Origin of the sequence: Micromonospora sp. MH33 (genome assembly GCF_003013775.1) — a bacterium.
GTDB classification, from domain to species: domain Bacteria; phylum Actinomycetota; class Actinomycetes; order Mycobacteriales; family Micromonosporaceae; genus Micromonospora; species Micromonospora fulviviridis.
The window spans coordinates 1-12,363 of the sequence record NZ_MUYZ01000211.1 but is presented as its reverse complement, the minus strand read 5'-3'; the positions used below and the strand labels follow the sequence as shown (position 1 = coordinate 12,363).

Here is a 12,363-nt window from a genome sequence, read left to right as displayed (position 1 = left end):
GGCCCGGGCGGCCGAGTCGGGAGCGGCCACCTCGCGCGGCGGCTCGACGATCCGCGGCGACTCCACGGCGGGGCGGGCCGGGGCCCGGCCGGCGGCCGCGTCCATCGCCGCGTTCGCCAGCGCGTCGGCGTGCTTGTTGCGCTCCCGGGGGACCCAGCTGAACCGCACGCTGGCGAACCGGCCGACCAGCCCGGCGGCCTGCGCGGCGAGCGGCCGCAGGCCGGGGTTCTTGATCTGCCAGCGGCCGCACATCTGCTCGACCACCAGCTTGGAGTCCATCCGGGCCTCGACCTCGGCCGCGCCCAGTTCGGCGGCGGCCTCCAGCCCGGCGATCAGGCCGCGGTACTCGGCCACGTTGTTGGTGGCCGTGCCGATCGACTCGGCGCGCTCGGCCAGCACCTCACCGGTCGCCGGGTCCCGGACCACCGCGCCGTAGCCGGCCGGCCCGGGGTTGCCCCGGGACCCGCCGTCGGCCTCCACCACGACCGCGCGCGCCGCCACGACGGCTACAGCCCCGACTCGTTGGTCCGGACCATGATCCGCCGGCACTCCTCGCAGCGGACCACGTCGTCCGGGTCGGCCTTGCGGATCCGGGCCAGGTCGGCGCCGGAGAGCTCCAGCCGGCAGCCACCGCAGCGGGCACCGGTGAGCAGCGCCGCACCGAGCCCGGTGTCCGTCCGGATCCGTTCGTAGAGGTTGACCAGGTCGGCCGGCAGGTCGCCGGCGAGCGGCTGTCGGGAGCCGCGCTTGAACTCCTCCTCCTTGGCGATCTCGGCGAGGCTGTCGTCGCGGCGCTGCTCGGCCGCGGCGCGCCGGTCCCGGGCCTCGGCGATCCGCCGCTCGATGCCGTCGAGCACGCCCTGCGCGGTCTCCCGCTGCTCCATCAGCTCCAGCTCGGCGTCCTCCAGGTCGCTCTGCCGGCGGTTCAGCGAGGCCAGCTCGTGCTGGAGCGCCTCCAGCTCGCGGGCCGGGCCGCTGCCCGCGGCCAGCCGGGCCTCGTCCTTGCTCTTGCGGGCCCGGACCTGCTCGACGTCCTTCTCCAGCCGGGCGATGTCCCGGTCCAGGTCGTCCGCGGCGACCTGGGCGCGGACCCGCTCGTCCTCCAGCGCGGAGAGCTCGCGCGCCAGGGCCTCCAGCTCGGCCAGCTCCGGCAGCGTCCGGCGGCGGTGGGCGAGCTGGGCGAGCGTGGTGTCGATCGCCTGCAGGTCGAGCAGGCGGCGCTGCACCTTCGGGTCAGCCTTCACGGTCGGGGCTCCTTGTCGTCCGGTCGGGGTGCGGCGGCGTGCACGGTCCACGGGTCGGTGTCCAGGTCGGACACCACGGTCTCGACGCCGAGCTCGTCCCGTAGCTGGGCGGCCAGGTCGTCCAGCCAGGGTCGCTCGGTCGCCCAGTGGGCGGCGTCCAGCAGGGCCGGCCCGCCGGCGGCGAGGTGCTCGCCGGCGGGGTGGTGGCGCAGGTCGGCGGTGAGGAACGCGTCCACCCCGGCCGCGGTCGCCTCGGCGAGGAAGCTGTCTCCCGAGCCGCCGCTGACGGCGAGGGTACGAACCATACGCCCGGGATCCCCGGCGGCGCGAACTCCCCAGGCGGTGACGGGGAGCACGGCGGCGGCGTGCCGGGCCAGCTCGGCCAGCGTCAGCGGGGTGGGCAGCTCGCCGATCCGGCCGATGCCCCGGCCGGGGCCGTCGGCGGGCGAGCCGGGGCGGGGCGGGTGCAGCGGGCGCAGCCCGGTCAGCCCGAACCGGGCGGCCAGGGCGTCGGACACCCCGGGGTCGGCCACGTCGGCGTTGGTGTGCGCCACGTACAGCGCGACGTCCGCCTTGATCAACCGGTGCACGATCCGGCCCTTGTACGTGGTGGCGGCCACCGAGGAGACCCCACGCAGCAGCAGCGGGTGGTGCGCGACGATCATGTCGGCCCCGGCGGCGAGCGCCTCCGCGACGGTCTCCGGGACCACGTCGACCACGCAGGCGACCCGCCGGACCGGGGCCGCGGGCTCACCGAGCACCAGGCCGACCCGGTCCCACTCCTCGGCCCAGGCGGGCGGGTAGCGGCGGTCCAGCGCGGCCACCACGTCGGCGACCGTGGGCGGCGATCCAGTTGTGCTCACGGCCGGCCAGCTTACCGGCGTCGGGGCGTGGTGCGGGCCGGCTGGCCCGGACTGGCCCGGGCCGGCCGGTGCCGGGCGGGTGCAGCGGCACGACGTGGTCGCCGAAGACCACCCGGACCCCCCACTCGCCCAGCCGGGCCAGGCTGGCCCGGAACGCCGGGTGCGCGGCCATCGCCACGTTGGTGTACGGCACGGCCGCGATCGGCACCCCCATCCCCTGCCCCTCGACCAGCAGGCCGAGGGCGAGGGTGTCGGCGATGCCGACCGCCCACTTGTTGACGGTGTTGACCGTCGCCGGGCAGACCAGCATGCCGTCCGCCGGGGGCAGCACGTCCGGGTCGCCCGGGTTCTTGTAGTGGGTACGGACCGGGTGACCGGTCTGCCGGGCCAGGGCCGTCCGGTCGACGAACTTCGCGCCGTCCGGCGTGGTGACCACGCAGACCTGCCAGCCGTCCTGCTGGGCAAGGTCGACCAGCCGGCCGACGTGACGGGCCAGCGGCGAACCGCAGGCGATGACGTAGAGCACCCGACGGTGCCCGTTGCTGGTGTGCGGACCGCTCATCCGACCGGCCACGCGCTCATACTCCGACTCCCATGTGCCCAGCCAACTCCGCGATCGGCGAAGGCGGCGCACCCCGTGTGCGACGGAGCACGTCCGACATCACCTCGTGGGCGATGGGCCGGCAACGGATCTCGGAGGGCGCGAGCCGGTCGCCGCGGAGCAGCATGTCCCCGGCGTTCGCGACGTCGCCGATCTGGGCGAAGCCGCGGGCGATGTCCAGCAGGTGGTGCGCGCGCCGCTCGGGCAGCAGCGCGTTGAACGCGGGCTCGGCGAGGCGGTGATGGGTCTCCACCGCCCGGCCGCCGTCGCCCAGTTCGACGGCCGCGGCGGCCCGGTGCAGCTCCAGGTTGGTCGGGCCGAACGAGGTCCAGTAGTGGTTGTGGTCCCCACCGAGCAGGGTGGCCGCCTCCGCGGCCCCGGTCAGCAGGTCGTCCACGGTCGCCGAGTCGCCGATCCGGGCGGCGGCCATCGCGCCCTGGAGCAGCAGCATGCCGTAGACGGAGAGGCGTTCCGGCCGCCCGTCGTTCTCGCCGCCGGGGGCGAGCCGGTTGGCGATCCGCACGTTGAGTTCGAGCGCGGGGCGGGGGCGGCCCATCGCGACGAGGGCGTTGCAGACCCGGGTGGTGGCGATGCCGGCGAGCAGGGGGTCGTCGGCCCGCTGGGCGACCGCCATCGAGCGGTCGGCGGCCAGCCAGGCCAGGTCGCACTCGCCGAGCTTGCGCAGCACCGAGGAGGCGATCTGGTAGACCTGCCCGAGCAGGTGGGCGGCCTCCCGGGCCTGGTCGCCGCCGTAGCCGGCGTCGGCGGCCTGGGCGTCGCGCAGCAGCTTGGGCAGGGCGCGGGTGAGCATGCCGTAGCGGCCGTACTGGTAGGTGAGCCAGGCGTGGTTGACCGCCTTGCGCATGTCGGCCAGCGGCGGGGGAAAGGGTGCCGCGTCGAAGTACGCGCTGATCGAGTCGTAGCGCTCCAGCGCCGCCCGGATCTCCTCGACCTCGACCTGGTCGATGCAGTTGAGGGCGTCGGTACGGCGCTCCGGGTCCTTGCCGAGGAGCAGCTGCACGTCGACCTGGAGGATGTCGGCGATCTCGTAGACGACGGAGAACTTGTCCAGCCGCCGGACGCCGCGCTCCACTTTGTCCACCCAGCTCTTGGACTTGCCGAGCCGGTCGGCGAAGACCTGTTGGGACATCTTGCGCCGGCTCCGCCAGTACGCCACCCGCCGGCCTATGGGTAGGTCGTCCATCTCCCCATCCCTCCCCTGCCTTTGTCCGGCTGATCTCCCCGAACGACCAATCGCGACGGTCCTTCGGTTTTCAGGTTTTCCCTGGTCGCACAGTCTGTACGTCGGCCGTACGGCCAATTCTCGTAGTTTTCGTGCAAGTTGCATCAGCCGTTTTGTCAGCTCAACGAGCGTGGGTTACGGCAGTGACGGGGTTCGAGATGTGGCGTGTGGACAGTCCGGGTGGGACGAGAAGGGGTGGCACCATGTGGGGGAATGTCGGACCGCGCGTGGCTCACCTGTCGCCGCTGGAACGGGTCCGGCTGCGCCGGGTCGCCGTCCGGTACGCCGCGCACGGCTGGGCGGTGACCCCCGGCGCCTGCCTGGCCAACAGCCGCTTCGTCTGCGGCCGGGCCGGCTGTCCCACGGTCGGCTGCCACCCCGCCCTGGAGCACTGGGAGCACGCGGCGAGCGCCGACCCGGCCCGCGTGGCCACCTGGTGGCGCAGCCGTCCGCACGGGGTGCTGCTGCCCACCGGGCGCGCGTTCGACGTGCTGGAGGTCGCGGCCCACCTGGGCCGGCGCGTGCTCGACACGGTCGCCACCCACCCGGCCGGTTCCGGCGTACGCGGGCCGGTGCTGGTCACCCCCACCGGCCGCTGGATGTTCCTGGTCCGCACCGGTGACCCGCTGCGGCCGGAGCTGGAGCCCTGCTTCCACGTGGTCCGGCACGGTCCCGGCTCGTGGATCCCGGCCCCGCCGACCCGGCTGCCCGAGGGGACGGTGCGGTGGGCGGTCGCCCCCGAGCAGGCGCGCTGGCGGCTGCCCGACTCGTACCTGGTGCAGAACGCGCTGATCGCGGCGTTACGGGCGGCCGGGATCACGCTCGCCACCGAGCTGCTCCCCGGCCAGCTCCCGCTCCCCCGGCGCGGCTGCTGACCGACGGCTCCCGGACGCGACCTCACCGGCGTCGCACTCGTTGTGCCTGCTGAGGGCGCACGCGCGCCAGAGCGGGGGTTGACGATGTCCGAGGACGACGCGGCCCGCCACAGCGGCGGTACCGAGCCACCGCGGCACCGGCGCCGCCCGTACCGCTGGGCCTTCACCCGCCCGTGGGGCACCCGGCCCCGCGGCTCGCGCCCCCGGGGCTCCCGCCCCGCCACCACCCACCGCCCCCTCCGCTGAGCCCCGTCGCTCCGGGTCAGGTCGTCACCGGCAGGGCCCGGGAGTGCAGGAGGCGGGCGTCCTCCGTCACCACCGCGTGGCGCCAGGGGGCGGGGAGGCGGTCCAGCCAGGCGATGCCGGGCTCGCCCATGGCGACGGCGGCGGTGGCGTAGGCGTCGGCGACCCCGAGGTCGGGGCCGACAACGGTGACCGAGCGCAGGCCGACGGCCGGGGCGCCCCGGCGCGGGTCGACGACGTGGTGGCCGCGCTCGTACACCCCGGAGGTGGCGACCGCCAGGTCGGTGCCGGCCAGCACCAGGCAGGTGGCGGTCGGGTCCCAGGGGTGCCGGACGCCGATCCGCCACGGGCCGCCGGCGGCCGCGTGACCGCGTACCCGGACGTCACCGCCGGCGTTCAGGCAGTGGTTCGGGGCGCCGGCCGCGACCAGCCGGTCCGAGGCGACCTGCGCCGCCCAGCCCTTGACGTAGCCGGACGGGTCCAGCCGCCCGGTGGCGTACACGTCGAAGAAGCCGTCGGTCCCGGCCCACAGGTCGGCGCAGCGCTCCAGCACCGCCCGCAGGTCGGCCGACCCCTCGGCGAGCGGCAGCTCGCCCCGGTCCAGGCGGCACACCTCGCTGTCCGCCCGGTAGGTGCTGAACCGGGCGTCCACCTCGCGCAGCCAGGCGAAGGTCCGCTCGGCCAGCTCGTGCAGGGCGGCGGCGGGCAGGTCGTCGGCCAGGTCCAGGCTGATCGCCGTACCCATGACCTGCTCGACCCGGCGCAGCCCGGGCCGGCCCGCGGCGGCCACCTACCTCAAGCCTTGTCGATCGCGGCCTGGAGCGACTGCTTGTAGGCCGTGCTCGTGTAGGTGGCCCCGGAGACGGTGCTCAGGTTGGCGCTCTGCCTGGCGACCACCTCGCCCGAGCTGCCGCTGTAGCGGGCCTGCACGTCGTCGCTGCGCAACCCCGACTGCCCGTCCAGCGGCAGGCCGAGGCCGGTGGCGTCGACGATCCGGCTCCCGCTCAGCGTGATCCGCACCTGGAGCGAGCCGTACCGGTAGGTGATCACCGGCCCGGTGACCGTCCGGGTGGTGACCTTCGGCGCGCTCGTGGTGCTCCGCGGCGCGGCGGTGGTGGCCCTGGTGGTGGCGCTGGTCCGGGCGCCGGGGGTACGGCTGGCACCGGCCCTGGCGCTCGGCTTCGCCGTCGCGCCGGGCCGGGCGGAGGGGGTGACACCGCCGGGGGTCGGGTCGGGGGCCGCCGAGCCGCCCGGGACGACCGGGGCCTCGGCGACGGGCCGGTCCTGGGCGGCCTGGCTCGTGCCCGGGCTGCCCTTGAGCACCACCAGCGCGGTGGTGCCGGCGGCCAGGCCGGTGATCGCGAGGAGCGCGCGACGCATGGACGGGCCTCCCCTACAGCTCGAAGGTGGCGAGGTGGATCTGCCGGCGGGGCACCCCGGCCCGGCGCAGCACCCGGACCGCCTCGTCGACCAGGCCGCCCGGGCCGCACAGGTAGACGTCGCGGCGGGTCAGGTCGGGCACCAGCCGGCGCAGCCCCTCCGGGCTCATCACCTGGCGGGGGCCGGGGTCTTCGCGGGAGCCGATCACGTACCAGACCGAGGTGCGCCGGGCCTGGGCGAGCCAGTCCAGTTCGTGGTGCAGCAGCACGTCGGCCGGGGTACGGGCGCGGTAGATCAGGGCCGCGCCGGGCGGCAACTCCTCCAGCATGGCCCGCAGCGGGGCGATGCCGCTGCCGCCGGCGATCAGCAGGGCCCGCTCCCGGGTCCGGTGCGCCGCCGTGAAGGTGCCGGACGGCCCCTCCGCCCAGACCCGGGTGCCCGGGTGGAGATCCCGCAGCTCGGCGGTGTGCCCGCCGACGACCTTCACGGTGAGCCGCAGCCAGCGGCCGTTGCCCGCCGCGGACAGCGAGAACGGGTGCGACTGCCACCAGCAGCCGGGGTTGAGGAAGCGCCAGCGGACGTACTGGCCGCCGAGCAGGTCGATCTGGTTGAGCCGGTGCCCGGTCAGGTAGATCGAGATGGTGTCCGGGCTCTCCGCGACCACGTCGGCGACGCGCAGCCGGTGCCGCAGGTTGAAGCGCAGCGGGGCGATCAGCCGGCCCCACACGAGCGCGGCCACCACCAGCAGGTACGCGGCGATCCAGCCGGAGCGCACCGGGCCGGGCTCGTAGAGCTGGGCGCCGTTGCTGAACTGGTGCCCGTAGCCGAGCAGCAGGGCGAGGTAGCTGGTCAGGTGCAGGTGGTACCAGAGCTCGTAGGGCAGCCGCCGTCGGACGCCCCGGACCGCGGTGAAGCCGACCGTGACCATGATCCCGGTGGCAACGAAGGCGGAGACCATGTCCTCGTAGTGGGTCAGCAGCGCGCCGACCTGGCCGAGGATCGAGTTCTTCTCCATCCGGGCGTAGCCGACCACCAGCAGCGCCAGGTGGGCGAGGACCGCCACCAGCAGGGTGGCGCCGAGGTCCCGGTGCACCCGGGAGAGCCGCTCGCCGCCCAGCCAGCGTTCCAGCACGCCGAGCCGGCTCATCATGAGCACCTGGACCAGCAGCAGGTAGCCGGCGACCAGGCCGGTGATCCGGCCGGCCGCGGTGAGCACGTCGGTGGTGTCCGCCAGCGAGCCGGGCGGGGTGGCCAGCCACCAGGGCAGCACCGCGGCGACCAGGCCGAGCCAGAAGGCGGCGGCCACTGCCCGCCGCCCGCCGGGCCCCCGGCGCGGCCGGCCCGGGGGTACGGGGGCAGCCGGCCGGCCGCCGTACGGGGCGGAGGACCCGGTACGGCGGCCGGTAGCGTAGGTGACCTGGTATGTCACGCGTACAGCTTCATGGGGACGTATTTCTGCCGGGGGAAGACCTTGTCCACCTGCGCGGTCGTCAGCCCGAACCGCCCCTGCGCGACCGACCCGTAGACGTTGAACATGTTGTTGTACTCGGGCACGTCTCCGCTGTCCAGATCGTTCAACCCGTTCCACGTGCCGAGGAGCGAGCCGGCGAGCTTGCGGCCGGACAGGATGGTGACCACCCCGCCGTGCCCGTGGTCGGTGCCGCCCTGGTTCGAGGCGACCCGCCGGCCGAACTCGCTGGACACCATGACCGTCACGTCGGCGGCCCGCTCGCCGAGGTCGGTGAAGAACGCCGCCATCGCGTTGGCCAGCTCGTTGAGCCGGCGCCAGAGCTGGCCGCCCTCGCGGGTGCCCTGGTTCTCGTGGGTGTCGTAGCCGCCCATGCCGACCGTCGCCACCCGGACGTTCGCGCCGCCCTTGATGAGCTGGGCGAGCTGCTGGAAGGCGTAGCCGACGCCCTCGTACTTCACCCCGGCGGCGGCCGCGTACGGCTTCGCGGCGAGCTTCTGCGCGGTGGCCAGCGCGCCCATCCCCTCGATCACCGCCTCCTCCACCGGGTGGTTGATCCCGGTGAAGAGGCCGCGGATCGCCTTCTCGGTCGCGGCGCGGTACCGGTCGTCGCCGTTGAGCCGCAGCTCACCGACGTTGTTGAGGGAGATCGCGCCGTTCACGCCGACCAGCGAGCGGGGCAGCGTGCTGCCGATGCCGACACTGCGGAACGCGGTGCCCTTGCCGAGGGTGTCCACCAGGCTGTCCAGCCAGCCCCGGCCGCCGGTCTCCCCGGGCAGGCCGCCCAGGTTGCAGGCGTCCGCGGCCTGGAAGTGGCTGCGGGACAGCCGCGGGTCGGAGACCGCCGGCACGAAGCCGAGCTGGCCGGCCTTGAGCCACTGCTCCAGCGGGGCGAACGCGCTGGTCAGCTTGAAGCCGCGGCCGAGGGCCAGCGAGTCGTTGCCGAGCAGCAGGTCGGGGCGGGTCCTGGTGAGCACCGGGTCGTCGGCCGGCGCGACCAGGCTCAGCCCGTCCAGCCCGCCGTAGAGGAAGACGTGGATCAGCGTGCCGGTCTTCGTCGCCGCGAACGACGCCGAGGTGGTGACGAACTGGGCGGTGGCCAGGGCGGTCGCGGTGGCCGCGGCGCCGGCGACGAAGGTACGCCGGGTGACGCCCCGGCCGTCCTGCTGGGCCTCCTCCAGCTCCTCCAGCCGGCGGTACCGGTCCGCCTCGGCGGCGTTCTCCGCCGCGACGATGTCCGCCTCCGCGCGCAGCAGCGCCTCGGCCGGGTTGTCGGCCAGCCGCCGCAGGTCGGGGCATTCGCGGTGCAGGGGGTACGGGTTCACGGTCATCTCCATCGAATGCCTCACCGGAGGTGGTGCTGGGGGGACGCGAGGATCGTCCGCGCGACCGCGGCGATGGCCCCGTTGAAGGTGGCGTCGACCCGGGTGCCCGCCGAGACCCCGGCCACGCCGAGCACGAGGGCCTTCTCCCGGGCGCTCAGCTTCTGGTGCACCAGCCGCTGGGCCAGCGCGTCCACGTACGCCCCGGCGGTCGCCGGCGGCTTCGCCACCAGCTTCTCCGGCTTGACGTAGGTGAACTGCTTGCGCCAGCCGCCGACCAGGTCGCCGGCCTCGTTCCAGCCGTCGACCATGGTGCCGGCGGAGGTCCAGGCCACGTAGACGTCCGCGTAGCCGTCCGGGGTGGGCTTGCCCATCGGGAACTGGCCCAGCTCGCGCAGCTTGTCCTGGATCTGCCGCAGCCCCTGGGCGAACGGGGTGCGCCGCTTGTCGCCGTCGAAGCCGACGGACGCCTCCGGCCCCACGCCCAGCGACCGGTACGTGGCGATCAGGTACTCCATCGGTCGGCGGACCTTCTGACCCACCGCGGCCCAGAACTCCGAGGAGCTGAACAGGGTGGCCAGCACCGGCCGGATCTGCCCCCGGTTGGTGGTGTACGCCTTGGCCAGCCGGTCCACGAGGGACTTCGGCGGGGTGTCGGAGACGAACCGGGTGGCCAGGTTGCGGGCCACGTAGCCGGCGGTCGACGCGTGCAGCGCGATGTACCGGATGTAGTCGTCGATCACCTTGTCGGCGGCCTTCGGGTCGGCCGAGTTGTTGGCGTGGCTGAACCCGAGGATCTTCACCTTGCCCAGGTAGTGCCGGTCGGCGTGGAAGACGTACTTCCCGTCGGCCACGCCCCGGCCGGTCTGGAGCAGGGCGGCCTGGCGGACGTCCTTCTCGGTGTAGCCGCCGTCCACGCCGACCGAGTAGAGCTCCAGGTTCTCCCGGGCCAGGTTCTCGTTGACCGCGTCCTTGCGTGACTCGGTCTGGTTCAGGTAGATCAGCAGCGCCGGGTGCTTGTTGGCGGCCACCAGCATCTCCGGGTAGCTGCCCAGCGCGTGCTTGCGGATGACGTCCCGGTCGAACGAGTTGCGGTAGATCTCGCCGCCGTCGAAGTCGGCGGCGACGTGCAGGAAGTCGTTCCAGAAGTCGACCATCACCTCGAAGACCTGGCGGTCGGACCAGATCTGCCGGGCGATGGTGGCGTCGACGGTCTCCCGCGCCGGGTCGACGCCCCGCTCGTTGAGCTGGTCCCGCTGGTCGCGCAGCTGCGTCGGGGTCAGCTTCAGCGAGGGCAGCTCGGCCAGCTTCAGCTCGGCCTTCGTCGGGGCGATCTTCTCCGGTTCCAGCTGCTGGCGCAGCCAGTCGTCGATGCCGAGCCGCTTGATGTCGGCGAGCACCTTCGGGGTCGGGCCGAAGGTGGCCCGGCTGGCCAGGTGACGGATCGGGTCCTTGGCGAGCACCGTCTTGACGGTCACCTGGGTGGCCGCCGCGGCGGCCGCCGGGCTGGCGAAGATCCGGCCACCGGACGGGGCGTTGCGCTTGAGTGCCGCGCCGGCCCGGGAGCCCATGTAGCTCTCGTTCTGCTCCGTGTAGGTGCGCACCGTGCTGGGCTGCTGGCCGCCGGGCCGGGCCGACGTGCCGTCGGTGACCACCGTGCCGGTGGCGTCACCGGCCACCGGGTCGTCGGAGAACAGGCCACGGACCTGCGGGGAGAGGCCGAGGGCGGCGCCACCGGCGACCACGGCGGCGCCGCCGAGCGCGACGAGGGCCCGGCGCCGGCCGCGGCGCGGCTCCTCGTCGTCGTCCAGGTTGGGCAGTCCGGGGCGGGGCGGCGGGGCGTACCCGCCGGACGGCTGAAAGTACCCGCCGGCAGGCTGGGGGTAGCCGCCGGCAGGCTGGGGGTAGCCGCCGCCGGCGAACCCGTTGGGCCCGACCCACTGCGGGCCGGACGCCGGGGGCGCCGGGGTGGCGTGGCCGCCGGGACCGGCGTACGGCATGACGTTGTCGCGGTACCCGTCCGGATGGGAGTGCTGGAATCCGTCCCAGCCGCGGTCGTCCCGGGGTCGACGCGGTGGCACGTTCAGGTCGGCCATGTAGCTTCCCGTTTTCTTCGAGCGCCGGCTCGCCTGCCACCCAGGGGGGTGGGCGGAGGGGCGGCGACGGTTGCCGGAGGAGTTGCTACGGGAAAGTAACCACGTGCTCCCGGGCGCTCAAGGCACGCCCACGGCGCCCGCGAGGGCACTTAAGACGGTGCTCAGGCCGGCCGCCCGGCGGCCGGTGGGACCGGCCCGGACCGGCGACGCGGGGAGCAGGGGCAACCCGGACGGCGACCGCCCGGACGTAACGTTTTACCCCGTCGGGACGCTGTTCGCGGCGTTCAACCGCTCAGCGAAACTTAAGGCACGGATAAGCCCGTGCTGAGGTCTCCGACCGGTGCGTCCAGCCCCGTCCCGCTCGGCGAAACCAGCGACAGGAGCGGCGCGTGACCCGCCCCCGTTGCGGGTATGCCGCCGAACCGCTGAAGCCGTGAGGGGAAGGCACCGCCATGCTCAGCAAAGAGGATCAGCGCAGGTTCGAACAGATCACCCGCCAGCTGCGGGAGAGTGACCCGCAGTTCTTCGCCCGGCTCGACCACCGGGCCCGGGCCCGCCGAGGCCGGTACCTGATGCTGCTGACGATCGTGCTGTGGGCCTCGCTGCCGGCGATGACCGTACTGGCCGGGCGGCTGGCCGGCGCGATCTGCGCCGTGGTGCTGCTCGCCAACGCCGGCCTCATGTGGCGATTCCGCCGGCGCTGGCTATGACCGCGGCGCCGGTGGCGACGGTCAGCCCGGGTCGTCCGACCCCGCCGCGTCGCGACCGAACTCCCGGTACGCCCGGCGGAGCCGCTCGACGAGGCCCGGGCCACCGATCGCGGCCCCGGGTGGGCCGAGCTGGCGCAGCAGCAGTTCCGGTCCGGTGGCCAGGGTGGGCGGCCGGTCCGGCAGCGCCACCGGGGACAGCCAGAACCGGTCGACCTCGTCGTCCGGCGGGACCGCCGGCAGGCCACCCAGCACCCGCCCCGCACCGGCCACGGGTCGCGCCACCGACCCGGGCCCGCCGGCCGCGTCCGCAGGGGCGCC

11 protein-coding genes and 2 pseudogenes are annotated in these 12,363 nt (G+C 74.5%); 2 read left to right on the top strand and 11 right to left on the bottom strand.

Going from position 1 to position 12,363, the window contains the following annotated elements; translation table 11 throughout:
- The 5 genes and pseudogenes from B0E53_RS25680 to B0E53_RS25660 form a co-directional block, all read right to left on the bottom strand.
- Positions 1-501, bottom strand: a 501-nt coding sequence (locus B0E53_RS25680) for a reverse transcriptase-like protein (protein ID WP_146167760.1), incomplete at its 3' end; no start/stop codon positions are given.
- 5 nt (positions 502-506) lie between these two features.
- A complete protein-coding gene (locus B0E53_RS25675; RefSeq protein ID WP_107078391.1) occupies positions 507-1,244 on the bottom strand; it encodes a C4-type zinc ribbon domain-containing protein in 738 nt (245 codons plus the stop codon).
- Positions 1,241-2,071, bottom strand: a complete 831-nt coding sequence (locus B0E53_RS25670; RefSeq protein ID WP_210406207.1) for a Nif3-like dinuclear metal center hexameric protein — start codon at positions 2,069-2,071, stop codon at positions 1,241-1,243. The genes B0E53_RS25675 and B0E53_RS25670 overlap by 4 nt, the downstream gene beginning before the upstream one ends.
- A gap of 100 nt (positions 2,072-2,171) precedes the next feature.
- A pseudogene (locus B0E53_RS25665) lies at positions 2,172-2,669 on the bottom strand (flavoprotein); the annotation flags it as partial.
- A gap of 16 nt (positions 2,670-2,685) precedes the next feature.
- On the bottom strand, positions 2,686-3,912 hold the full coding sequence (locus B0E53_RS25660) for a helix-turn-helix domain-containing protein (protein ID WP_107078388.1): 1,227 nt from the start codon (positions 3,910-3,912) through the stop codon (positions 2,686-2,688).
- Positions 3,913-4,154: 242 nt separating this feature from the next.
- Between B0E53_RS25660 and B0E53_RS25655 the strand changes: the two genes are divergently transcribed.
- A complete protein-coding gene (locus B0E53_RS25655; protein ID WP_107078387.1) occupies positions 4,155-4,826 on the top strand; it encodes a bifunctional DNA primase/polymerase in 672 nt (223 codons plus the stop codon).
- 262 nt (positions 4,827-5,088) lie between these two features.
- Here B0E53_RS25655 and B0E53_RS25650 read toward each other — a convergent pair whose 3' ends face one another.
- The 5 genes from B0E53_RS25650 to B0E53_RS25630 are packed head-to-tail and all read right to left on the bottom strand — an operon-like array spanning position 5,089 to position 11,335.
- Entirely contained in the window at positions 5,089-5,814 is a 726-nt protein-coding gene (locus B0E53_RS25650) for an FAD:protein FMN transferase (protein WP_107078392.1), read from the bottom strand.
- 50 nt (positions 5,815-5,864) lie between these two features.
- On the bottom strand, positions 5,865-6,449 hold the full coding sequence (locus B0E53_RS25645; protein WP_107078386.1) for an FMN-binding protein: 585 nt from the start codon (positions 6,447-6,449) through the stop codon (positions 5,865-5,867).
- Positions 6,450-6,462: 13 nt separating this feature from the next.
- Positions 6,463-7,878, bottom strand: a complete 1,416-nt coding sequence (locus B0E53_RS25640; RefSeq protein WP_107078385.1) for a ferric reductase-like transmembrane domain-containing protein — start codon at positions 7,876-7,878, stop codon at positions 6,463-6,465.
- Complete coding sequence (locus B0E53_RS25635; protein ID WP_246835585.1) at positions 7,875-9,248, bottom strand: DUF1501 domain-containing protein; 1,374 nt, start codon at positions 9,246-9,248, stop codon at positions 7,875-7,877. The genes B0E53_RS25640 and B0E53_RS25635 overlap by 4 nt, the downstream gene beginning before the upstream one ends.
- Positions 9,249-9,262: 14 nt before the next feature.
- A complete protein-coding gene (locus B0E53_RS25630) occupies positions 9,263-11,335 on the bottom strand; it encodes a DUF1800 domain-containing protein (RefSeq protein ID WP_107078383.1) in 2,073 nt (690 codons plus the stop codon).
- 452 nt (positions 11,336-11,787) lie between these two features.
- Between B0E53_RS25630 and B0E53_RS25625 the strand changes: the two genes are divergently transcribed.
- The gene (locus B0E53_RS25625) at positions 11,788-12,045 is read left to right on the top strand and encodes a DUF3040 domain-containing protein (protein ID WP_089013185.1); all 258 of its coding nucleotides are present in this window, start codon (positions 11,788-11,790) and stop codon (positions 12,043-12,045) included.
- Positions 12,046-12,066: 21 nt separating this feature from the next.
- On the opposite strand, the pseudogene B0E53_RS25620 reads toward B0E53_RS25625, so the two are convergent.
- Positions 12,067-12,363: pseudogene (locus B0E53_RS25620) on the bottom strand (hypothetical protein); the annotation flags it as partial.